This is a genomic window from Acidimicrobiales bacterium (assembly GCA_035540975.1).
Lineage (GTDB): Bacteria > Actinomycetota > Acidimicrobiia > Acidimicrobiales.
Window position 1 is genome coordinate 1 of sequence record DATLFN010000104.1, and the last position, 22,059, is coordinate 22,059.

The window sequence follows — 22,059 nt, forward strand, 5'->3', positions numbered from 1 at the left end:
TCGCCGCCGCCGCCGTCGCCGTCGCCCTCGGTGGCACCGGCACCGCCGCCGTCGTCATGAACTCCCCGCCTGTGAGCGTCGACGCCGGCGCCGAGATCACCGCCAGGGCCCACGCCGACCTGCGGGCGGCCGAGCAGGCCCAGCAGCGGGCCATCGCCCTCCTGTCGGACACCTCGGCCGACGCCCAGGCCGAGGCCCAGGCCCAGGTCGAGCTGGCCAGCACCCGCCTGGAGCAGGCGTCCACGTCCATGAAGGCGGCCGTCGAGACCGGCTCCCAGGCCGCCGTCGACGCCTTCGGCGAGTTCACCGACAAGTCCATCCGCCTGGTCGGCAGCCTCACCACCACGGCGTCGGCCACGGCCAACGCCTCGGTCAGGGCCGGCGGCGACATCGTCAAGGCGGTGGACACCCAGATCACCACCGCCCGCGGCGTGGTGGCGGCCCAGGGCGACGCGGTGCTCTCGGCGCTGACCCAGGTGCGCACCAACCTGCCCGCCACCATCACCGCTTCGGTGAGCGGCGGCGGCGAGACGACGGCCGGCCCGGCCGTCCCCTCGACGAGCACCGGCGTGTCGGCCACCGGCTCGGCCACCGGCTCGGCCAGCGGCTCGGCGTCGACCGCGCCGGCCTCGGCCAACCTGGTGGGCTCGGCCACCGGCTCGGTCAGCGCCCTGCTGGGCGGCAAGTAGCACCCCGCAGCTCCACTCCCAACCTCCACCTCCACCTCCACGGCAGCGGCGGCCCCTCGGGGCCGCCGCTGCCGCAGGAGGCGAGACGCGATGCGACGACCGCCGGGTGACGACTTCGTTTGGCAGCCCAGGGCACCACGGCTACGACGGCCTCGGGGGGGAACGGCCAGGAGCCGACCACCTCGGGAGCGTTCGTGCAGGGCCGCCAAGCCCTCCTCGAAGAAGCGCTTCCGCCGCTTCGACACGATCTGCCGCCGGGCGTCGAGACGGGCGGCGATCTCGTCGGGCCTTCAGCCGAAGAAGGGCACCGCCACCCGGCGGAACTCGGCCGGGTCGACCGTCTTCAGCTCGGCCACCGCCTCGTCGAGGGGGACCAGGACGATCTCGCCGGCCTGGAGCGCCACCATGTTCCCGAAGTCGCCGTTGACCACCGCGTCGGCGGCGGCGATCCCGAAGCGGGTGGCCAGCACCCGGTCGAAGGCGGTGGGCGTGCCTCCCCGCTGGATGTGGCCGAGGATCGTCACCCGCGTCTCGAAGCCGGTCAGCTCCTGCAGCTGGGCGGCGACCAGGCTGCCGATGCCGCCCAGGCGCACGTGGCCGAACTGGTCCTTCTCGCCCGACTGGAGCGCCTCGTTCCCCTCCTTGGGCGTGGCCCCCTCGGCCACCACGATGATCGTGGCGTAGCGGCCCTGCTCGTGGCGGGCCTTGATGCGCTCGGCGATCTCGCCGACGTCGAACGGCTGCTCGGGGATGAGGATCTCCGCCGCCCCGCCGGCGATACCGGCGTACATGGCGATCCAGCCGGCGTGGCGGCCCATGACCTCGCACACGATGACCCGGTCGTGCGACTCGGCGGTGGTGTGCAGCCGGTCGATGGCGTCCACGCAGATCTGCACGGCGGTGTGGAAGCCGAAGGTCAGCTCGGTGGCCGACAGGTCGTTGTCGATGGTCTTGGGTACGCCGACGACCGAGATGCCGTCCTTGGCGAGCTTGGCGGCGACGCCGAGGGTGTCCTCGCCGCCGATGGCCACCAGCGAGTCGACGCCCAGCGACTCGAGCGTCTTCTTGGCCCGCTCGACGCCGCCGTCGACCTTGTAGGGGTTGGTGCGTGACGAGCCGAGGATGGTGCCGCCCCGGGGGAGGATGCCGCGACACCGCTCCACGTCGAGGGGGACGGTGGCGCCCTCGAGCACCCCGCGCCACCCGTCGCAGAAGCCGACCAGCTCGCCGCCATGGCCGCGCTCGACCTTGCGGACGACGGCCCGGATGACGGCGTTCAGCCCGGGGCAGTCGCCCCCTCCCGTCAGCACACCAACCCTCATGTCGAGTCCTCCCGGCCGCACTGGTCGCTCAAGCCGCCCGCGGCGACGCCCGACGAACACTAGCGATGGGGCGGTTGCTGCCGGTGCGGGCCCGCGCGTCCTCCACGATCCGCCGCCCTGGCCGCATGCGCCGGGCGGCCGGTCTGGCGGTGGCATCCGCCGTCCTGGCCGGCGTCCCGGCCGGGGCGGCGGCCCCGGCCGGGGACGCCCGCGCCCGGCGCTCGGAGCTCCTCGTCGAGGCGGCCGGGCTGACCGACCGGCTCCAGGAGGCGGAGGCGGGCGTGGTGTCGGCCCAGCTCCGCACCGGCGCCGCCGAGGATGCCCTGGCGGGCGCCCGCCGGCGGTCCCGGGCGCGGGCCGTCACCGCGTACATGCGGGGGCTGGGCGCCGGGGTGGACGCCCTGGGCGCGCCGAGGGCCTACCTCGAGGTGGTGGCGGCCAAGGAGCGCGACGTGGCGGCCCGCTTCCGGTCGGCGGCCCGGGCAGCCGAGGGCGACCGCCGGCGGGCGGAGGCGGCCCGGGGTGAGCTGCGGGCGGCCTCGGCGGCGCTGGATGCCGTCCGGGCCCGGCTCGACGTGCAGATCGCGGCCGACGACGCCGGCCGGGCCGAGGAGCGCCGTCGGGCCGACGAGGCCCGCGCCGCCGCCCTGGCCGGCCGGGCGGCGGCCGACGCCGACGCCCGCCGGCGGGCGCTGGCCGCCGCGTTCGGCGGGTCGCCGGGCGGCTACGCCCCCAGCCCGCTCGACCCCGGCGCCCTGGTCCCCCGTCACCGGGCCGCCACCGAGCGCCAGCTCGACCTGATGCACCGCCTCCCGTTCGGGCCGCTGCCGGCACCGGGGCTCCTGCCCGCCGGCCTGGCGCCCACTGGCCGGCGCATCGAGGGCGGCGCCTCGTGGTACGGGCCCGGCTTCAACGGCCGGCCCACGGCCAGCGGGGCGATCTACGACCAGGAGGCGTGGACGGTGGCCAGCCGCGAGCTGCCCCTCGGCACCCTCCTCGTCGTGGCCCGGGGAGACCGGCGGGTCCTGCTGCTGGTGAACGACCGTGGCCCCTACGTCGACGGCCGGGTGCTCGACCTGAGCGCCGCCGCCGCCCGGGCCCTGGGCATCGGCGGGGTGGGAGCGGTGACGGCCGAGGTGGTGGCCGCCCCCCCGGGGTGAGCCGTCGGCATCAGTCGTCCCGGCGCTTCGGCTCCGTGGACTTGGTGAGCAGGCCGACCTCGCGCTCGAAGTCGCCGACGTCCTCGAAACCCTTGTAGACGCTGGCGAACCGCAGGTAGGCGACCTCGTCGACGACCCGGAGGCGCTCCAGCACGGCGATCCCGATGGCCTGGCTGGTGACCTCCGGCCCGGAGAGGCGGAACGAGTCCTCCAGCTCGGCGGCCAGGCCCTCGACCCGATCGGCCACGCCCACCCGGTTCTTGGTGGCCGCCCGCAGACCGGCGACCAGCTTGGCCCGGTCGAACGGCTCCCGCTGCCCGGAGCGCTTGACCACCATCAGTGGCGCCTCCTCGATGCGCTCGAAGGTCGTGAACCGGCGGCCGCAGGCGAGGCAGGCCCGGCGGCGGCGGATGGCGGCGCCGTCGTCGGCCGTGCGCGAGTCGACGACCTTGTCCTCCAGCCCGGCACACGACGGACAGCGCACGTCTGCACGCTACGTCGTCCCCCCGCCGGCGGCACCGCCGGGCCTGGTCCCGAGGGACTACTCGAAATTAGTTCTCGGTTGACCTCCATGAACCGGTCACTGCTGTCGAAAGATCAGCCGTAAGCAGCGAATATCGACGAAGCGCCCGCCTCCCGTCCGGCTCCGCCGGGCCGGTCCACCGGGCGGGAAAGCGGCGCACATGTCCAACGTCAGCAACAACCCCCAGGAGGTCGCCCGAGTGGTCCCCAAGCCGAAGCCGAAGCGGGACTACCTGACCGTGTCCGAGGTGGCCGATCTGTTCCACGTCTCCTCCAAGACGGTGGTCCGGTGGGCGAACGACGGCAAGCTCCCCTACATGGCCACGCTCGGTGGGCACCGCCGGTTCCCCCGGGGCCCCATCGAGGCGTTGGTGGCCGACCAGCAGCGCGGCGCCGTCGAGCCGGACTGACGCCGGGAGCCGCCCGGCGCCCTCCGGCGGGCGGCGGCACCAGGCTCCCGGCACTACCCGGGTGGCAGCACCAGGCGCTCGCCCGCCCGCAGCGGCGCCGCGCCCCGGGCCTCGGCCAGCCGCTGGACGAGGGGCCGGACGTCGCCCGACGGCTGCAGGGCCCGGGCGATCTCCCACAGCGTGTCGCCCGGGCGGACGACGTACGACGTCTCCGCCACGGGGAGGAAGCGCTCCGCCGGCGCCTGCCCGGGGGACGTGAGGGGCGCCCCCACGAGGCCACCGAGCGCCGACCCGCCACCCAGGAGCACCAGGGCGACCAAGGCGGCGACGGCGCGGCGCCGGCGGAGCTCGACCGCCCCCGGACGCCGACGGCGCGCCTGCGGGCGGGCGGGCCGGGGGGCACGGACCCCGGCCCCTGTGCCGGCGGGGCGGACGGGCAGCGGGTGGACGACGGCGGTCATGATCGGGCTCCTCTCGTACGGACGACCCCATCCTCCCAGGAGGGTGTGACAGGAACGAACGTCCGTTCGTCGCCCACCCAATCACGAACGTCCGTTCCCCGTCAAGTCCCCGAGGGAACAGGTGTTTGATCCCCCGGCCGCCGCCTGCTACCGTGCCCGGAGGAACACACGTTCGCAAGGAGCACGACCATGCCCGAGGCCCAAGCCGTGCCCACCGTCCTCACCGGCAAGCGCCGGGAGATCCTCGACTTCATCGCGCTCCAGCTGCGCGAACGCGGGTACCCGCCGTCCGTGCGGGAGATCGGTGAGGCCGTCGGGCTCACCTCGTCGTCCACCGTGCACGCCCACCTGGGCACGCTGCAGCGCCAGGGCTACCTCCTGCGCGACCCCACCAAGCCGCGGGCCATCGAGGTGCGCTACGACCCGGCGTCGGGCGCCGCCATCGAGCGCCGCCCCACGCAGCACGTGCCCCTCGTGGGCGACGTCGCCGCCGGCACCGACGTGCTCGCCCAGGAGAACGTCGAGGAGCTGCTCCCCCTGCCCGCCGACTTCACCGGCAACGGCACGCTGTTCATGCTCCGGGTCCGGGGTGACTCGATGGTGGACGCCGGGATCCTCGACGGCGACTATGTCGTCGTCCGCCAGCAGCCCGAGGCCCGCAAGGGCGAGATCGTGGTCGCCGGCATCCCCGGCGAGGAGGCCACCGTCAAGACCTACGGCCGCAAGGGGGCCAAGGTCGTCCTCACCCCCGCCAATCCCCGTCTGGCGCCGATGGAGCTCGACCCGCGGGACGTCACCGTGTACGGCAAGGTCGTCACCGTGCTGCGCCGCCTGCCCTGACGGCGGCCGGCCCGGTCGTCAGCCCGTGCCGGCCCGGCGCAGCACGAGCAACGACGCCAGCCCCACGGCCGCCAGCAGCGCCCCGGCGAGGGCGCCCGCTCCCCCCACGTCGCCTCCGCCGTCGTCGGCGCCGGCGGCGGCCGCCTGCAGGCCCTCGACGGGCCCGTCGACCGGCCCCTCGACCGGCACCGTCGTCGACGTCTCGGGCACCGGGGCCAGCGTCGTGTCGACGGGGGGCGGGGGCGGGGTGGGAGCCGGCGCGATCCCGGCGGCCGCCACGGCGGCGGCCACGTCGAGCCGCCCGGCGCACGTCGACCCGCACGACACGGCCCTGTTGGCGGTGCGCAGCACGAGCTCCACCGCCCGCTGCTGCGACACGCCGCCGGCCAGGAGCAGGGCGAGCGCGCCGGCGACGTGCGGCGTCGCCATCGACGTGCCCTGGAGGTACCCGTACTGGTTCGAGCTGCCCGCCCGCCAGTACGTCGACCAGATCTGGCGGCCCTCGGCGCCGTTGCCGCCGGGGGCGACGATGGCCCACTTGGCCGACCCCGTGGACACCGAGTAGCCGGCGATCTCGTCGTCGGGCCCGGTGGCGCCCACCACGATGGCGTTGACGTCGCCGTAGCCCCCCGAGCCGCCGAGGAGCTGGGCGTTCCCGGACGCCACGACCGGGATGGCACCCCGGGCCCACGCGTCGTTCAGCGCCGGACCGAGCGAGCCGCCGCCGCCCAGCAGCCCCCCGAGCAGCACGTTCTCACCCAGGCTGAGGTTGACGATCTTGGCACCCTGGTCGACCGCCCACCGGATGCCGGCCTCGACGTCGGACAGGTCGGCGGCGTCGTTCTGGAACACCCGGGCGACGACCAGCTGGGCGGAGGGCGCCACCCCGGCGATCCCGATGCCGTTGTCCTTGTTGGCCGCCACGATCCCCGCCACGTGCGTGCCGTGCCCGTTGGCGTCCTGGCCGCCGCCCGGCGCACACCTGGCGGACGAGCCGCCGGTGTTGACGCACGCGGCGGTGGCCGCCACCCGGCCCTGGAGGTCGGCGTGGTTGACGTCCACCCCGCTGTCCACGATCCCCACCTTGATCCCGCTGCCCGTCGTGGCCGCCCACGCGCTCGGAGCGCCGATCTTCGCCGGGCCCCACTGTCGGCTCCAGAACTCGTCGTTGGTGGCGCTGGCCGGTCCGGCCGAGCCGACGGTGGCGGCGAGCGCCAGCGCGGCGACGACCGGCGCGAAGAGGCGACGGGAGGAGGACATCGGGCCCATAGTGGCAGAGTCTTCGGCGCTCGCGACCCCCGGCTCGACCACTACGTTGGGACGTTCTACGCACGACGGAACGGAGGGGACGATGCCGACACGCACCGCGGACGCCCAGTGGGAAGGCGCCCTGAAGGACGGCAGCGGGACCATGCGCTTCGGGAGCGGCGCCTACGAGGGCGCGTACACGTTCGCGTCCCGCTTCGAGGAGGGAACCGGCACCAATCCCGAGGAGCTGATCGCCGCCGCCCACGCCGGGTGCTTCTCGATGCAGTTCTCGGCCCTGCTGGACCGGGCCGGCCACCGGCCCACGCGGGTGCGCACGTCGGCCGATGTCCACCTCGACAAGGGCGAGGCCGGCTTCTCGGTCACCAGCATCGACCTGCACACCGAGGGGGAGGTGCCCGGCATCGAGGACGCCGAGTTCCAGACCATCGCCGACGAGGCGAAGCGGACGTGCCCGGTCTCCCGGCTGCTCACCGGCGCCACCATCAACGTGGAGGCCAAGCTCGTCTGATCCATCCACGTCCCCGTCCCGCTCCGAAGACGGGGACGTGGAGCAGCCTTCGATCGACACCATGGCCAAGCCCGACCGGCGTCGGTTCTTCGCCGATCTCGTGGCCAGCGGCCGGTTCTGCCGCGACACGCCGGTGGGCGGCATCCTCCACCCGGGCAGCGTGTCCCTCCGGGAGATCTCCGACGGCGACAGCCTGCACGTCTGCGTCGACGGCGACGACCGGGTCACCGTCCACGTCGACCACTTCTCCCCGGTGGCGGGCGCCAAGGCGGACGGGACGTGCCGGTACTCCGTCGGCGCCGTCGTGGCCCACCTGGTGGCGCACGTGCGCGACCAGGTGCAGCGGGCGGCCTCCGGCGCCCGGGGCCGGCACCGCTGCCGCCTCGAGTGCGAGTTGGTCGACGTCTCCGAGGACGAGGCGGCGGACGCCGTGGAGGACGCCCTCTCCTCGCCGCGGGCGCCCGACTGCTCGCCGCCGGTGGGTACGCCCGTCGCATCCGGGTAGAACGCGATCCTCGCCACAAGGGAGGAAGCGCCCATGCCCGATCCCGTCCTGCCGAACCCGTCCGGCACCGGCCCGCTGCCGGGCGGCGACGCGGATTCGCCGCTGCTCCCCGGGACGGAGCTGCCGGGCGACGTGCCCGCCTCGGAGGCCGAGGTGGTGGACCCCTCGCCCGGGGACCCGCCCGTCATCGAAGGCGGCGCCGAGCCCGCCTAGACGCGGGACCGGAAACAGTTGCCGGTTCGCAGCGGCAAGGTCTGCGGCCGCACTCGCCGCCGCAGGCGGCCTCGACGGCTGCGGACAAGGAAAAGGACTGGGCGGAGGGGGGCGAGCTCCGCTCGCCCGCCGGAGCACGACCAAACTCGACCGAATGGAGTGAGCGGAGCGAACGAATGAGGTCGAAGCATCAGCCCTCGGTGAGCAGGGCCCGCAAGCCGGCCGACACCGACTCCAGCTCCCACCGCTCCACCCGCTCGCCGGCGGCGTGCGCCAGGTTGGGGTCGCCGGGCCCGTAGTTGGTGGCGGGTATGCCCCGGGCGGCGAAGAAGGCCACGTCGGTCCACCCCAGCTTGGCCCGGGGCGCGGTGCCGGTGGCGGCGACGAGGCGGGCCAGCAGGGGCGAGCGGAGGTCGGGTGCCGCCCCGTCGGCCGCGTCGACCAGCTCGATGGCGTCGCCCCTCGACTCGTCCACCGTCGCCCCGAGCAGCTCGCGCACGGCGGCGGCGGCCATGGTGGCGTCGCGGTCGGGGGCGTAGCGGTGGTTGAGGGCGATGGTGGCCCGGTCGGGCACCACGTTGCCCGCCACCCCACCGTCGACCCGCACGGCCGAGAGCGCCTCGGCGAACTCGCACCCGTCCAGCACCACGTTGCGCCCCCGGAACGCCTCGACCCGCTCGAGCAGCGGGCCCAGGCGGTGGATGGCGTTGACGCCGAACCAGGGCCGGGCGGTGTGGGCCCGCTCCCCCGCCAGCGTCACCGCCAGGCGGAGCGTGCCCTGGCACCCGGCCTCGATGGTGGCCGCCGTGGGCTCGCCCAGGACGGCGGCGTCGCCCTCGACGAGGTCGGGCCGTTCGGCCAGCAGCCGGCGCAGGCCGTTGTAGCGCGACTCGACCTCCTCGCACTCGTAGAACACGTAGGTGACGTCGACCACCGGGTCGGCCACCGTGCGCGCCAGGTCGAGGTGGACGGCGCAGCCCGCCTTCATGTCGGCCGCCCCGATGCCCCACAGCACGTCGCCGTCGATGCGGGCCCGCTCGTTGCCGTTGGGCGGCACCGTGTCGAGGTGACCGGCCAGCACCAGGCGGGCCGGCCGGTGCAGGTGGGTGCGGGCGACCACGCTGTCGCCGATGCGGTCGACGGCGAGCCACGGGACGGCCCGCAGCTGCGCCTCCACGTGGTCGGCGAGGGCCCGCTCGTCGTGGCTCACCGACGGGATGTCGACCAGCTCGGCGGTGAGCGCGAGGAGGTCGGCCCCCGGGGTCACGCCGAGACGCCGTGCTCGCGCAGGACCTCGTTGAGCTTGGCCTTGTCGTGGCGTTCGCCCTCGGCCAGGCGCTTGAGGACCAGGATGCAGGGCAGCCCGAACTCGCCCCCCGGGAACTGCTTGCGCCGGCTTCCCTGGACGGCGACGGTCCACGCCGGCACCACGCCCCGGCTCAGCTCCTCACCCGTCTGCACGTCGATGACGGGGATGCCGGGGTTGAGGACGGCGCCCTCGGCCAGCACCGCCCCGGTACCGACCCGAGCCCCCTGGGTGATCATGCAGCGGCTGCCGATCATGGCCTCGTCGCCCACGAACACCGGCGCCGCCTGGGGCGGCTCGAGCACGCCGCCGATGCCCACGCCGCCCGACAGGTGGACGTTGGCGCCCACCTGGGCGCACGACCCGACGGTGGCCCACGTGTCCACCATCGTCCCCGACCCGACCCGGGCGCCGATGTTCACGTAGCTGGGCATGAGGATGACGCCCCGGTCCAGGAACGAGCCCCAACGGGCCGACGCTCCCGGCACCACCCGCACGCCCGCCTCCGCGTAGCCCCGCTTGAGCGGGATCTTGTCGGCGTACTGGAACGGCCCCAGCTCGACGGTCTGCATGGCGGCCAGCTTGAACATCAACAGCACCGCCTGCTTGAGCCAGGTGTGGACGGTCACCCGGTCCGTCGCCTCGTCCCACTCAGCCACCCGGGCCTGGCCGGTGTCGAGGAGGCCGACCGCCTCCCGGACGGCGGCGAGGGCGCCGCCGTCGCCGGCGCTCAGCTCGGCGCGTCCCTCCCAGAGCTCCTCGATGGTGGCCTGCAGGTCGGGCATGGCGGCGAGGCTACCGGCGGTCGTGCCGGGACGGCCGTTCACCTCGCGATGGCGCGCCGGGGGGTGGCGCGCGATCGCGGACTGAACCGAGCCGGGGCGGCGTCGGTCGGGTCAGGCGGTGACCAGCTCGGGCAGCACCCGGTCCACGAACTCCTCGGCCCGCAGCCGCCCCTCGGACGGCCAGCTGCACACCAGGTAGCCCACCCCGTTGGCCCGGTGGCCGGCGGCCGCCTTGCGCACGGCGTCCCACGGCTCCGACAGCGAGAGCTGGGCGGAGCGCAGGATGGTGTCGGGGTCCCGCCCCGCCTTCTCGGCGGCGTCGGCCACGATCTCCCACTTGCGGGCGTAGTCGTCGCCCGAGGCGAAGCAGTGCCAGGCGTCCGCCACCCGCCCGACCAGCGGCAGCATCCGCTGCTCGCCCGACGCCCCGATCCACAGCGGCGGGTAGGGGCGCTGCACGGGGCGGGGCCGGTAGGTGGCCCGCTTCAGCCGGTAGTGGTCGCCGGCGAAGCTGACGTCGTCGGCGGTCATGAGCCGGCGCACGACCTCGATGCCCTCGACGAGCCGGTCGACCCGCTCGGCCGTGCGGGGGAAGGGGATGCCGAGCTCGAGGTGCTCGCGCTCGAACCAGCTCGCCCCCAGGCCCAGCTCCAGCCGCCCGCCGGAGATCTGGTCCACCGTCACCGCCTCGGCGGCCAGCACCGACGGGTGCCGGTACGTCATGCCGGTGACGAGCACCCCCAGGCGGATGCGGGTGGTGGCGGCGGCGAGGCCGGCGAGGAGCGTCCAGCTCTCCAGGCACGGCCCGGGGCCGGTGCCGTACAGCGGCTTGAAGTGGTCGAACACCCAGGCGCCGTCGAACCCGGCTTCCTCCGCCCAGCCGACCCGTTCGAGCAGCTGGAACCACTCCAGGCGGTGCTGTGCAACCTCGATGCCAACACGCACGGGGCGCCAGCCTAGGGCCGCGGCGCCCCGCCGCCGTACCTGTACCGGAAACGACCCGGATCCGAGTCGTTCCGGCGACAGGTTCCGGGTCATCCGGGCGACCCGGCGCCGCCGGCGGTCAGGCGGGGTCGACGCCCATGCGCTCGGCGACCAGTCGGAGTCGCTCGGTGGGGCGGACCAGGGCGATCCGGACGTGGCCGGCGCCCGCCTCCCCGTAGAGGTCGCCCGGGCTGACCAGACAGCCGCCCGCGCCGGCCAGCCGCTCGGTGAAGCCCCAGGCGTCGCCGCCGGGGGCCGGCGCCCACAGGTAGAAGCCGCCGCCGGGGAGCGGGGCGTCCACCCCCAGGGCGGCCAGGAACCGGCGGAACAGCTCGAGGCGCTCCCGGTAGCGGGCCCGCTGCGCGTCCACGTGGGCGTCGTCGTCGAGGGCGACGGCGGCCGCCGCCTGCACGGGCCCGGGGACCAGCAGGCCGACGTGCTTGCGGACCTCCGAGAGGTACCGGGTCAGGTCGGCATCGCCGGCGTAGAACCCGGCCCGCAGGCCCGCCGCGTTGGACCGCTTGGACAGCGAGTGGACGGCCACCACGCCCTCGGTGCCCGACGACAGGATGGTGCGGGGCGGCCCGTCCCACGTGTACTCGGCGTAGCACTCGTCGCTGAACACGGGCACGCCGAAGGCCCGTCCCCACTCGGCGGCCGCCTCCAGGTCGTCCAGCTGGCCGGCCGGGTTGCCCGGGCTGTTGACCCACAGGAGGAGGGCGCGCCGGGCGTCGCCGGGGTCGATGGCCGACAGGTCGAGCCGCCAGTGGTCGTCCACCGGCACCTCGACGGACCGGCCGCCGGCCAGGGTGGCGCCCATGGCGTAGCTGGGGTACGCCACCGCCGGGTGCAGGACGGTGTCGCGGTCGGGTGACCGCAGGCGCAGCCAGTGGGGCAGCGTGGAGACGAACTCCTTGGTGCCGACGCAGGCGTAGACGCGGCCGGGGCCGACGCTCACGCCGAGACGCCGGGCCATCCACCCGGCGGCCGCCTCCCGGTAGCGGGCGCTGCCCACCGACATCGGGTAGCCGGCCTCCGCCCCCGACGACGCCAGCGCCTCCACCACGGCGGGCGGGGCGGCGTCGGTCGGGGTCCCGATGGACAGGTCGACGGCCCCACCAGGGTGGGCCTCGGCCTTCTCCTTGGTCCCGGCCAGGCGCTCGTAGGGGTAGACGGGCGGCTCGAACCCGCCCCCGGTCACGCCGGCTCCCGGGCCAGGAACTCGGCGAAGCGGGCGGTGCCGGCGGCGTCCAGGCGGGCCCGGATGCGGGTGCCGGCCTCGCCGTGCTCCTCGGCCAGCACCTCGCCCTCCCGGTGGACGGCGGCCACCACGTCGCCGCGGTCGTAGGGGACGGCCAGGTCGACCACCGAGGCGGCGGCCCGCAGGCGGTCGCCCACGGCGGCCAGCAGGTCGTCGATGCCCGCCCCGGTCACGGCCGAGATGGCGACCGAGCCGGGGTGGTCGCCCGACAGGCGCTTGGCCTCGTCGGTGACGTCGGCCTTGTTGAACGCCAGCAGCTCCGGCACCCGGTCGGCGCCCAGCTCGTCCAGCACGCCCCGCACGGCGTCGATCTGCGCCTCCGGCTCGGGCGACGACGAGTCGACCACGTGGACCAGCAGGTCCGACTCGCGCACGACCTCGAGCGTCGACTTGAACGCCTCCACCAGCTGGTGGGGCAGCTTGCGCACGAACCCCACGGTGTCCGACACGAGCACCTGCTCGCCGCCGGGCAGGTCGAGTCGGCGGGTCCGGGGGTCGAGTGTCGCGAACAGGCGGTCCTCCACCAGCACGCCGGCGTCGGTGAGGTGGTTGAGCAGGGTCGACTTGCCGGCGTTGGTGTAGCCGACCAGCGACACCGACCGGATGCGGCTGCGGGCCCGGGCCGCCCGCTGGGTGCGGCGGGTGCGGCCCAGCTGCTCGAGCTCCGCCTCCAGCTTGGTCATGCGCCGCACGAGGCGGCGCCGGTCGACCTCCAGCTGCGTCTCGCCCGGTCCCCGGGTGCCGATGCCGGCGCCCTGCTGGGACAGCGTCGTCCCCCTGCCCCGCAGGCGGGGCAGGCGGTAGCGCAGGAGGGCCAGCTCGACCTGGGCCCGGCCCTCGAGGGTCGAGGCGTTCTGGGCGAAGATGTCGAGGATCACCGCCGTGCGGTCGATGGCGGTCCGGCCCAGGATCTTCTCCAGGTTGCGGTGCTGGGCGGGCGACAGCTCGTCGTCGAACACGACCGTGTCCGAGTCCACGGCCAGGGACAGGTCCCGCAGCTCCTCGGCCTTGCCCTTGCCCACGTAGGTGGCGGGGTCGGGCGTGGCCCGGCGCTGGATGACCCGGCCGACCACGTCGGCGCCCGCCGTGTCCACCAGCAGGGCCAGCTCGTCGAGGTGGGCCTCCACGTCGTCCACCTCGGCGGCGCTGCGGGCCACGCCCACCAGGATGATCTTCTCCCGGAAGGTCCTCTCGATGAGGCTCACGGTCCGCCCCCGATGGCGGCGTCGACCTCGATGCGGGCGACGCGCTGGGCCGGGCCGGTGAGGACCACGCCGTCGGGGCGCAGCTCCACCTCGGCGTCGCCGCCCGGCTGGTGGACCACCACGCGGGTGCCCACCAGGCCCCACTCGTGGACGGCGGCGGCCGCCGCGCACGCTCCCGTGCCGCACGCCTGCGTCTCGCCCACGCCCCGTTCCCAGACCCGCATGGTGAGCTCGTCGAGGCCCGGGCCCACGGTGACGAACTCCACGTTCACGCCCCCCGCGTACAGCGTCTGGAGGTGGGCGCCCATGCCGAGCACGTCCTCGGTCGTGAACGACGGCCCCCGCACCACCAGGTGAGGGTTCCCCATGTCGACGGGACGCACGCCCCGGTCGTCGGTCGGCTGGGGCTGGTCGGGGCCGACCTTGGCCGGCCCCATGTCGACGCTCACGTGGAGCACGCCATCGACGTCACCGGGGCGCACGGTGAGGTGGCGCACGCCGGCCGAGGTGGCAACGGTGAGGTTGGGACCGGCCAGCACGCCGGCGTCCAGCACGGCCTGGGCCAGGCAGCGGATGCCGTTGCCGCTCATCTCGGCCAGGCTGCCGTCGGCGTTGCGCAGCTGCATGGTGACGTCGGCGCCGTCGGTCCCCGCCGTGACCCGCAGGATGCCGTCGGCGCCCACCCCGCGGTGGCGGTCGCACAGGGCCCGGGCCAGGGCTGCGTCCACCGGCCGGGCGCCGTCGAGGTCGAGGAGGACGAGGAAGTCGTTGCCGAGACCGTGGTGCTTCGTGAGGGACAGGGTCGTCATCGTCGCCCCCAGTCTCCCAGCAGCGCGCCGGTCAGGGCGACCGGGTTCTCCTCGCAGCCGTACCAGGTCACCCGGGGGTCGCGCCGGAACCACACCCGCTGGCGGCGGGCGAAGCGCCGGGTCCGGCGGACCGCCTCGTCCACCGCCTCGTCCAGGCTGCACTCGCCCCGCAGGTGGGCCAGCACCTCGCGGTAGCCGAGGGCCTGCGACGCGGTGCGGGACAGCCCACGGGGGCGGGCGGCCAGGGCGGCGACCTCGCCGACCAGGCCGGCGCCCACCATGGCGGCGAACCGGCGGGCGATGCGCTCGCCGACCACCTCGCGGGGCAGCCACACGCCGGCCAGGAGGAAGGGGACGGGCGGGTGCACGTCCAGGCCGACGCCGAACGACGAGAACGGCCGTCCCGAGCCCACCACCACCTCCAGGGCGCGGACGACCCGGCGCCGGTTGGTGGGCGTCATGCGCGCCGCGGCCACCGGGTCGAGGCCGGCCAGGCGGCGGTGCAGCGCCGCCGTGTCCGGCTCCGCCTCCAGCTCGGCCCGCACCGCCGGCCACTGCGGCGGCACGGACAGCCCCTCGACGACGGCCCGCAGGTAGAGGCCGGTGCCGCCCACCAGCAGGGCGCGGTGGCCCCTCGCCTCCACGTCCCCCAGGACGGAGAGGGCGGCGGCCTGGAACTCCACCACCGAGAAGTCCTCGGACGGGTCGGCGATGTCGACCAGGTGGACGGGCACCTCGGCCCGCTCGGCCGGCGTCGGCTTGGCCGTGCCCACGTCCATCCCCCGGTAGACCTGCATGGAGTCGACCGACACCAGCTCCACGTCCGGGAGGCGGCGGGCCACCTCCAGCGCCAGCGCCGACTTGCCCGACGCCGTCGGCCCCACCAGCGCGAGGTGGGGCCCCGGCGCGGGCGCCGGCGTCACCCGGCGGCGACGGGGATGCGGGTGCGGTGCCGGGGGCGGGCGGTGACCGAGACCAGCTCGCCCCGCAGGTGGTGGGGCGCGGCGGCGGTGACCCGGACGTCGGCGAAGGTGCCGGGTGCCAGGGGCTCGGCCTCGAAGTGCACGAGCTTGTTCTGGCGGGTGCGGCCGGTGAGGAAGGCCGGCTGCTTGCGGCTGGGGCCCTCGACGAGCACCTCCTCGACCCGCCCCACCCGGGCGTCGTGGCGGGCCAGCGCCGACCGCTCCACCACCACCCGAAGCCGTTCGAAGCGCTCGGCCACCACGTCGGCGGGCACGAAGCGGTCCGCCATCTCCGCCGCCGAGGTGCCCGGGCGGGGCGAGAACACGAAGGTGTAGGCGCTGTCGTAGCCGGCCTCGGCCACGACCTCGAGGGTGGCGGCGAAGTCGTCCTCCGTCTCGCCCGGGAAGCCCACGATGAGGTCGGTGGTGACGGCCAGGTCGGGCACGGCGGCCCGGGCCTCGGAAAGCCGCCGCAGGTAGCGCTCGGCCGTGTAGCCCCGGTGCATGGCGGCCAGCACCCGGTCGCTGCCGGACTGGAGCGGGAGGTGCAGGTGCTCGCACACGGCGGGAACGGTGGCCATCGCCTCGATGGTCTCGGGCCGCAGGTCCTTGGGGTGGGGGCTGGTCCAGCGCACCCGGCGGATCCCGTCGACGGAGCCGACCCGGTGCAGGAGCGAGGCGAACAGGGGGCGGCGGGAGGTGAGGTCGCGCCCGTAGGAGTTCACGTTCTGGCCGAGGAGGGTCACCTCCACCGTGCCCGCGGCGGCCAGCCGCTCGACCTCGCCGGCCACGTCGTCGGGCGGGCGGCTGATCTCCCTGCCCCGCACCGCGGGCACGATGCAGAAGGCGCACGCGTTGTCGCAGCCGATCTGGATGGTGACCCACGCCGCCCACGGCACGTCGCGTCGGGCGGGGAGCGCCGAGGGGAAGGCGTCGGACTCCTCGAGGATCTCCATGACCGGCCCCTCGAGGCGGGCCCGCTCGAGCAGGACGGCCGCCGAGCCGACGTTGTGGGTGCCGAACACCACGTCGGTGTGGGGCGCCCGCCGCTGGATCAGGTCCCGGTCCTTCTGGGCCAGGCAACCCCCGACCGCGATCTGGAGGTCGGGGCGACGGTCCTTCAGGGCCTTGAGGTGCCCGAGGTTGCCGTACAGCTTGTTGTCGGCGTTCTCGCGGATGCAGCACGTGTTGAGCACCACCACGTCGGCCTCGTCGGCGTCGGCCGTCGCCTCCATGCCCTCGGCCTCGAGCAACCCGGCGATCCGCTCCGAGTCGTGCTCGTTCATCTGGCACCCGAAGGTGCGGATCAGGTACTTGCGGCCCATGGGGGCGCCATTCTCGCGCCCGCCGTGGCCGCCTGCGGCGGCGAGTGCGGCCACGGACCCCGCGTCAGCCCCGTGGACGTTCGTGGCCGCCGGCCGGCCCCGGGGTGGCCGGCAGCCCGTCGCGGTAGAACCTCGGCGTCGCCCCCGGGCCCGGCCTCCACTCCGCCGTGGCGTCGGCGGCCCTGGCCCGGCGGCGGGCATGGCGGCCGCGCACCAGGCGCATGTGCCTGGCGAACCCGCCCGCCGACCGCTCGACGGCCGGCTCGGCGGCCCGGGGCTGCGGCGGCCCGTCGACGAACGGCGAGTAGCGGTCGGGGAAACCCGGCATGGTGCAGCCGATGCAGATGCCGCCCATGGACATGCACCCCCCGTGGCCGTCGATCACCCCCCGCTCGGCGATGTTGCACTGCACGACGGGGCCCCAGCAGCCCAGCTCCACCAGGCACGTCGCCTGGCCCTGCTCGGCGGCGAAGACGCCCTCGTCGTAGTAGCGGGCCCGGGGGCAGTTGCTGTGCACGGTCTCGGCGAACAGCCACGTCGGCCGGCCCGAGGCGTCCAGCTCCGGCAGGGGAGCCAGGCCGTTGAGGTGCAGCAGCAGGGCGGCGACGGTCTCGGTGTAGTTGTCGCCCAGCGGCGCGCACCCCGGGATGCGGACGAGGGGCACGCCCGCCGACGACACCCAGTCGGGGCCGAGGACGTCGCCCACGCCGGCGGCGCCCGTCGGGTTGCCGGCGGCGGCCGGGATGCCGCCCCACGAGGCGCAGGTACCGATGGCGACGACGGCCGCCGCGCCGGGTGCCAGCCGCTCCAGCCACTCCCGCGACGTGATGGGCCGGGCGGTCGCCTCGTCCTCCCCGACGGCGTGCCAGAAGCCGTCGCCGGCCAGGCGCTCGTCGAGGACCGAGCCCTCCCAGGTGATCAGGTAGGGGGCGTCGAGCTCGCCCCGCTCGGCCAGGCGGAGGTTCTCGACCCACGCCGAGCCCGACTCGACCGAGACCAGGCTGTGGACCAGCTCGACCCGCGGCAGGCCTGGGATGGCGCCCATCACGAGCTTCTCCAGGCGGGGATGGGTGCCGCCGGTGGCCGCCACCGTGCATCCCTCGCACGACGCGCCCGAAAGCCAGATCAGGTACACCTTGCGCACCGGGCCCAGGGCGTACGGGTCGACCGCATCCACCGTCGCCGCGCTGCGCACGGCGAGGGGCGCGAACGGGTCGGCGGCGTCGGCCCCCCGAACCGGCGGTTTCGGCATCGCGTTCCCTATCGGCAGCCGGGACCTTGTCGTGAGTGCTGCCGTCGTGTAGCTCAGAGACCGGCCATTCCGGTCGATGGAACCAGAGCGTGAGGACCCGTCTGTGGGCTGCTTCGGCCATGAAGGGCGCCGCTCCGGGCACGGACGGCGTCCACCCCGGGCACCACGCGCGCGACGCCGCCCGCGCGGCCTACCTGCCCGCGCTCGCCCTCGCCCTCGTCGGGGCCGCCCTCGGCCTCGCCTCGCTGGCCAGTCCCAGCCTCCGCTCGGCGGCGCTCGGCCCCGCCGTCCCCGGCGCCGCCGCCGTCGCCGTGGTGGTGGGCGCCGTCTCGGCCCGAACCGTGCGCCGGCGGGTGGTCCTCCCCCTCCGCCGGCTCGAGCAGGCGGCGTCGGCCGTGGCGGCGACCCCGGTCAGCTGGCCGGGCGGGATCCCCGACGGTGGCGACCTGGGCGCCCTGGTCGAGACCATCGGGGCCATGAGCGCCGAGATCGAGCGCAGCCGGGCCATCGAAGCGGTGCTGGAGCGCTCCGCCGACCTGACCGTCGAGGTCGACGCCCGCGGGGTGATCCGCCGCGCCTCGTCGTCGGCCGCCACGATGCTCGGGCGGCCGGCGGCGTGGACGACGGGCAAGCACCTCGCCGCCCTGGTCCACCCGGACGACCGCACCGCCCTCGAGGAGCTGCTCGCCCGACCGGTCGACTCCGGCGGCCGGACGTACGACGAGATCCGCCTGTCGCACCTCCACGGCCACTGGGTCACGACCGAGGTGACGGCCATGGAGACGGGCGACCCGGGGCTCCCGGGGCGCGTGCTCAACGTCCGCGACGTGAGCGAGCGAAAAGCCCACGAGGAGGAGCTGCTGCGCCGGGCGCTGTACGACCCCCTCACCGGGCTGGCCAACCGGGCGCTGTTCCGCGAACACGTCGACAAGGCCCTGGCCCGGCTGCGGAGGACGCCGGCCCGCCCCCATGCGGTGCTGTTCGTCGACCTGGACGGCTTCAAGACGATCAACGACAGCCTGGGGCACGCGGCCGGCGACGAGGTCCTGTCCGAGGTCGGCCACCGGCTCCTGCGTTGGATGCGCCCCGGCGACACGGCCGCCCGGCTGGGCGGCGACGAGTTCGCCGTGCTGATCGAGAACACCTCGCAGCTCGACACCGCCCTGCTGGCCAAGCGCATCCTCGACGTCCTGCTCGCGCCGATCGTCGTGCAGGGAAAGGAGGTGGTCGTCACCGGCAGCATCGGCATCGCCCTCAGCGAGTCGGGCCAGGACTCCGACGCCCTGCTGCGCAACGCCGACGCCGCCATGTACACGGCCAAGTCGGCGGGCAAGGCGCAGTACCGGGTGTTCGAGCCGGAGATGCACCACGCCGCCATGCGACGGCTCGACCTCGAGGCCGACCTGCGCCGGGCCGTCGCCCGCGACGAGCTGTTCCTCGCCTACCAGCCCATCGTCGACCTGGCCACCCAGCGCGTCACGGGGACGGAGGTGCTCGTGCGCTGGCAGCACCCCGAGCGGGGCGTCATCATGCCGGCCGACTTCATCACCGTCGCCGAGGACAGCGGGTTCATCCGGGAGATGGGCCGGCACATCCTCGACGAGGCGTGCCTCCAGGTGGCGATCTGGCACCGGCGGTACGCGATGGCCGACCCCCTGCGGCTCTGCGTCAACACCTCGGTGCGCCAGGTCGAGGACGAGGACTTCTTCGACGAGGTGGCCGCCGCCCTGGCCATGTCGGGCCTGGACGGGCGCTACCTGACCCTCGAGATCACCGAGAACCTGTTCATGCACGACTTCGCCGCCACCGTGGCCAAGCTCCGGCGGCTGAAGGAGCTGGGGCTCAGCCTGGCCGTCGACGACTTCGGCACCGGCTACTCGTCGCTCAGCTATCTGCGGTCGCTGCCCATCGACATCCTCAAGATCGACAAGTCCTTCGTGGTCGGCGTGACCAGCGGGCCGGAGCAGTCGGCGGTGGCTCGGGCCGTCGTGCGCCTGGCCCGCACGTTCAACCTCCAGACGGTGGCCGAGGGCATCGAGCGCCCGGAGCAGGCGGCCGAGCTGCTCGCCATCGGCGCCGACATGGGCCAGGGGTACCTGTTCGCCCGCCCCCTGCCGGCCGACGACATGGAGGCGTACGTGCAGGCCAGCCGGATCGCCGTGCCGGTGCCGCCCGCCGGCCTGCGCACCCGCTGAGCCCGGCCCGGCCGGGCCCGATCAGCCGGCGACGTCGGTGAGGGCGGCGACGTCGGTGAGGGCGGCGACGGGCGCCGGAGCGGAGTCGCGAACGTCGATGGTGGCGGGGTGGCGCCGGTCCCGGTCCTCGACGAGCAGGCGGATGGCCGTGCGGCTCTGACCGTCGATCTCGATGTCGGCGAACATGGGGACGCACACCACGTCGAGGCCCGACGACGCCAGGAAGCCGCGGGCGATGGCGACGGCCTTGACGGCCTGGTTGAGCGCCCCGGCGCCCACCACCTGGAGCTCGGCCGCCCCGTGGTGGCGGATCACGCCGGCCAGGGCGCCCGCGCACGAGTTGGGGTTCGACTTGCTGCTGACCTTGAGCACTTCCATGGGGGCCCCCAGACGCCGCCCGGGCTACCGGGCGGCCACTGGGTACGAATTCGACGCGACCGTCCCCGGTTCCTCCGCCCCCCGCCGAAGTGCGCCGGCCGCAGCGACCGGAAACGGGTTGCCCCGTTCGGAGCGGCAAGGTCCGTGGCCGCACTCGCCGCCGCAGGCGGCCTCCACGGCTGCGGACAACGAGAAGGACAGCGCGGAGGCGGGCGAGCTCCGCCCGGCCGCCGGAGCACGATCCAATGCGACCGAATGGAGTGAGCGGAGCGAACGAATGGGGTCGAAGCGCTAGTCCCCGATGAGGATGGGCTCGTCGTCGCCGGGCTGGCCCAGGCTGTCGTCGCCGCCGGCGATCAGGCCGGTCTGGCGCCGGATCCGGTCGTCCAGCTCCACCATGAGCTCGGGGTGCTCCTTGAGGAACTGCTTGGCGTTCTCCCGGCCCTGGCCCAGCTGCTCGCCCTCGTAGGTGTACCAGGCGCCCGACTTCTTCACGATGCCGATGGTGGTGCCCACGTCGATGAGCGAGCCCTCGCGGCTGATGCCCTGGCCGAAGCCGATGTCGAACTCGCACTGCTTGAACGGCGGAGCGCACTTGTTCTTCACGACCTTGACCCGGGTGCGGCTGCCCACGATCTCGCCACCGTCCTTGATGGACTCGATGCGGCGGATGTCGAGCCGGACCGAGCTGTAGAACTTGAGGGCCCGGCCGCCGGGCGTGACCTCGGGCGAGCCGTAGATGACGCCGATCTTCTCCCGCAGCTGGTTGATGAACAGTGCGATGGTGTCGGAGCGGCTGAGCGTGCCGGTGAGCTTGCGCAGCGCCTGCGACATGAGCCGGGCCTGGAGGCCGACGTGGCTGTCGCCCATCTCGCCCTCGATCTCGGCCCGGGGCGTGAGGGCGGCGACCGAGTCCACCACCAGCACGTCCAGCGCGCCCGAGCGGATCAGCATGTCGGCGATCTCCAGGGCCTGCTCCCCGGTGTCGGGCTGGGAGATGAGCAGGTCGTCGATGTTCACGCCGATGGCCTTGGCGTACACCGGGTCCATGGCGTGCTCGGCGTCGATGTAGGCGCAGATGCCGCCGTTGCGCTGCGCCTCGGCCACCACGTGCATGGCGAGGGTGGACTTGCCCGACGACTCCGGGCCGTAGACCTCGACGATGCGCCCGCGGGGCAGGCCGCCGACCCCGAGGGCCAGGTCCAGCGCCATCGCCCCGGTGGGGATGGACCGGATGTTCATGGCGGGCCGGTCGCCCATCCGCATCACCGAGCCCTTCCCGAACTGCTTGTCGATCTGGCCCAGCGCCACGTCGAGTGCCGTGTCCCGCTCCATCGGTGCTCCCCTCATCGGTCCGTCCGTTCTGGTCGAAGGTCACCCTACGGAGAGGGTGTGACACTGACAGCTCTGAAGTTCCGTCAGTGTAATTGCGAACGGATGTTCGGACAAGGACCCTCACACGGGCAGGGCGTCCACCACCTCGTAGCGGGCGCCGCCGGGACCGGGCCGGCTCGCCGCCAGCGCCAGCTCGGGCACCTCCCACCGCCCCGCCACGGCGAAGCCGGCGAACGGCGCGAGGTCGCCACCGCGGCGGTCACGGGCCCGGGCCAGGGTGAGGTGCCCGGAGAAGCGACGGTCGTCGGGCGGCTCCCCCACCCCGGCCGTCGCTTCTCCGGGCACCTCACCCTGGCCCGGGCC

At 74.8% G+C, this 22,059-nt stretch carries 23 protein-coding genes and 1 pseudogene; 8 read left to right on the forward strand and 16 right to left on the reverse strand.

The window, feature by feature from the left end:
* Positions 1-689, forward strand: a 689-nt coding sequence (locus tag VM242_11170; GenBank protein ID HVM05723.1) for a hypothetical protein, incomplete at its 5' end; no start/stop codon positions are given.
* A gap of 290 nt (positions 690-979) precedes the next feature.
* Here VM242_11170 and VM242_11175 read toward each other — a convergent pair.
* Positions 980-2,011 carry a 6-phosphofructokinase gene (locus tag VM242_11175; protein HVM05724.1) on the reverse strand — a complete coding sequence of 344 codons (1,032 nt, stop codon included), beginning with the start codon at positions 2,009-2,011 and terminating at the stop codon, positions 980-982.
* A gap of 65 nt (positions 2,012-2,076) precedes the next feature.
* Between VM242_11175 and VM242_11180 the strand changes: the two genes are divergently transcribed.
* Positions 2,077-3,171 (forward strand): septal ring lytic transglycosylase RlpA family protein, encoded by a 1,095-nt coding sequence (locus VM242_11180; protein HVM05725.1) that lies wholly within the window; start codon positions 2,077-2,079, stop codon positions 3,169-3,171.
* A 10-nt stretch (positions 3,172-3,181) separates the two neighbouring features.
* On the opposite strand, the gene nrdR is transcribed toward VM242_11180, so the two are convergent.
* A complete protein-coding gene (gene nrdR, locus VM242_11185) occupies positions 3,182-3,655 on the reverse strand; it encodes a transcriptional regulator NrdR (GenBank protein ID HVM05726.1) in 474 nt (157 codons plus the stop codon).
* A gap of 199 nt (positions 3,656-3,854) precedes the next feature.
* On the opposite strand from nrdR, the gene VM242_11190 reads away from it, so the two are divergent.
* Positions 3,855-4,103: a helix-turn-helix domain-containing protein gene (locus VM242_11190; protein ID HVM05727.1), complete on the forward strand. Its 249-nt coding sequence runs from the start codon at positions 3,855-3,857 to the stop codon at positions 4,101-4,103.
* A 53-nt stretch (positions 4,104-4,156) separates the two neighbouring features.
* On the opposite strand, the gene VM242_11195 is transcribed toward VM242_11190, so the two are convergent.
* Positions 4,157-4,564: a LysM peptidoglycan-binding domain-containing protein gene (locus VM242_11195; protein HVM05728.1), complete on the reverse strand. Its 408-nt coding sequence runs from the start codon at positions 4,562-4,564 to the stop codon at positions 4,157-4,159.
* 189 nt (positions 4,565-4,753) lie between these two features.
* On the opposite strand from VM242_11195, the gene lexA reads away from it, so the two are divergent.
* The gene (gene lexA, locus VM242_11200; protein HVM05729.1) at positions 4,754-5,404 is read left to right on the forward strand and encodes a transcriptional repressor LexA; all 651 of its coding nucleotides are present in this window, start codon (positions 4,754-4,756) and stop codon (positions 5,402-5,404) included.
* An 18-nt stretch (positions 5,405-5,422) separates the two neighbouring features.
* Here lexA and VM242_11205 read toward each other — a convergent pair whose 3' ends face one another.
* Positions 5,423-6,664 (reverse strand): S8 family serine peptidase, encoded by a 1,242-nt coding sequence (locus VM242_11205; protein HVM05730.1) that lies wholly within the window; start codon positions 6,662-6,664, stop codon positions 5,423-5,425.
* Positions 6,665-6,755: 91 nt separating this feature from the next.
* Here VM242_11205 and VM242_11210 point away from each other — a divergent pair, with 91 nt between their 5' ends.
* From VM242_11210 to VM242_11220, 3 genes are read left to right on the forward strand one after another with little or no spacing between them, the layout of a single operon-like run.
* Positions 6,756-7,181 carry an OsmC family protein gene (locus VM242_11210; protein ID HVM05731.1) on the forward strand — a complete coding sequence of 142 codons (426 nt, stop codon included), beginning with the start codon at positions 6,756-6,758 and terminating at the stop codon, positions 7,179-7,181.
* 37 nt (positions 7,182-7,218) lie between these two features.
* The gene (locus tag VM242_11215) at positions 7,219-7,686 is read left to right on the forward strand and encodes a hypothetical protein (GenBank protein ID HVM05732.1); all 468 of its coding nucleotides are present in this window, start codon (positions 7,219-7,221) and stop codon (positions 7,684-7,686) included.
* Positions 7,687-7,719: 33 nt separating this feature from the next.
* The gene (locus VM242_11220) at positions 7,720-7,899 is read left to right on the forward strand and encodes a hypothetical protein (protein HVM05733.1); all 180 of its coding nucleotides are present in this window, start codon (positions 7,720-7,722) and stop codon (positions 7,897-7,899) included.
* Between the two features lie 190 nt (positions 7,900-8,089).
* Here the strand turns inward: VM242_11220 and dapE are convergent, their stop codons facing one another.
* The 9 genes from dapE to VM242_11265 all read right to left on the reverse strand — a co-directional run bounded on the left by dapE (position 8,090) and on the right by VM242_11265 (position 17,788).
* Positions 8,090-9,166: a succinyl-diaminopimelate desuccinylase gene (gene dapE, locus VM242_11225; protein HVM05734.1), complete on the reverse strand. Its 1,077-nt coding sequence runs from the start codon at positions 9,164-9,166 to the stop codon at positions 8,090-8,092.
* Positions 9,163-9,990, reverse strand: a complete 828-nt coding sequence (locus tag VM242_11230; GenBank protein ID HVM05735.1) for a 2,3,4,5-tetrahydropyridine-2,6-dicarboxylate N-succinyltransferase — start codon at positions 9,988-9,990, stop codon at positions 9,163-9,165. Before VM242_11230 ends, dapE begins: the two co-directional genes overlap by 4 nt.
* 111 nt (positions 9,991-10,101) lie before the next feature.
* A complete protein-coding gene (locus tag VM242_11235) occupies positions 10,102-10,935 on the reverse strand; it encodes a TIGR03560 family F420-dependent LLM class oxidoreductase (GenBank protein HVM05736.1) in 834 nt (277 codons plus the stop codon).
* Between the two features lie 118 nt (positions 10,936-11,053).
* Positions 11,054-12,175 carry an aminotransferase class I/II-fold pyridoxal phosphate-dependent enzyme gene (locus VM242_11240; GenBank protein HVM05737.1) on the reverse strand — a complete coding sequence of 374 codons (1,122 nt, stop codon included), beginning with the start codon at positions 12,173-12,175 and terminating at the stop codon, positions 11,054-11,056.
* Positions 12,172-13,440 carry a GTPase HflX gene (gene hflX, locus VM242_11245; GenBank protein HVM05738.1) on the reverse strand — a complete coding sequence of 423 codons (1,269 nt, stop codon included), beginning with the start codon at positions 13,438-13,440 and terminating at the stop codon, positions 12,172-12,174. Before hflX ends, VM242_11240 begins: the two co-directional genes overlap by 4 nt.
* Entirely contained in the window at positions 13,437-14,249 is an 813-nt protein-coding gene (gene dapF / locus VM242_11250; protein HVM05739.1) for a diaminopimelate epimerase, read from the reverse strand. Before dapF ends, hflX begins: the two co-directional genes overlap by 4 nt.
* A complete protein-coding gene (miaA, locus tag VM242_11255; protein ID HVM05740.1) occupies positions 14,246-15,172 on the reverse strand; it encodes a tRNA (adenosine(37)-N6)-dimethylallyltransferase MiaA in 927 nt (308 codons plus the stop codon). The genes dapF and miaA overlap by 4 nt, the downstream gene beginning before the upstream one ends.
* Entirely contained in the window at positions 15,169-16,590 is a 1,422-nt protein-coding gene (miaB, locus tag VM242_11260) for a tRNA (N6-isopentenyl adenosine(37)-C2)-methylthiotransferase MiaB (protein ID HVM05741.1), read from the reverse strand. The genes miaA and miaB overlap by 4 nt, the downstream gene beginning before the upstream one ends.
* A gap of 10 nt (positions 16,591-16,600) precedes the next feature.
* Positions 16,601-17,788, reverse strand: a complete 1,188-nt coding sequence (locus VM242_11265) for a hypothetical protein (protein ID HVM05742.1) — start codon at positions 17,786-17,788, stop codon at positions 16,601-16,603.
* Between the two features lie 89 nt (positions 17,789-17,877).
* On the opposite strand from VM242_11265, the gene VM242_11270 reads away from it, so the two are divergent.
* The gene (locus VM242_11270; GenBank protein HVM05743.1) at positions 17,878-19,983 is read left to right on the forward strand and encodes an EAL domain-containing protein; all 2,106 of its coding nucleotides are present in this window, start codon (positions 17,878-17,880) and stop codon (positions 19,981-19,983) included.
* Positions 19,984-20,103: 120 nt separating this feature from the next.
* Here the strand turns inward: VM242_11270 and VM242_11275 are convergent.
* The 3 genes and pseudogenes from VM242_11275 to VM242_11285 form a co-directional block, all read right to left on the reverse strand.
* A pseudogene (locus VM242_11275) lies at positions 20,104-20,361 on the reverse strand (stage V sporulation protein S).
* Between the two features lie 291 nt (positions 20,362-20,652).
* Entirely contained in the window at positions 20,653-21,711 is a 1,059-nt protein-coding gene (gene recA, locus VM242_11280) for a recombinase RecA (GenBank protein HVM05744.1), read from the reverse strand.
* A 105-nt stretch (positions 21,712-21,816) separates the two neighbouring features.
* The coding region (locus tag VM242_11285; GenBank protein HVM05745.1) for a hypothetical protein at positions 21,817-22,059 on the reverse strand (243 nt) is incomplete at its 5' end.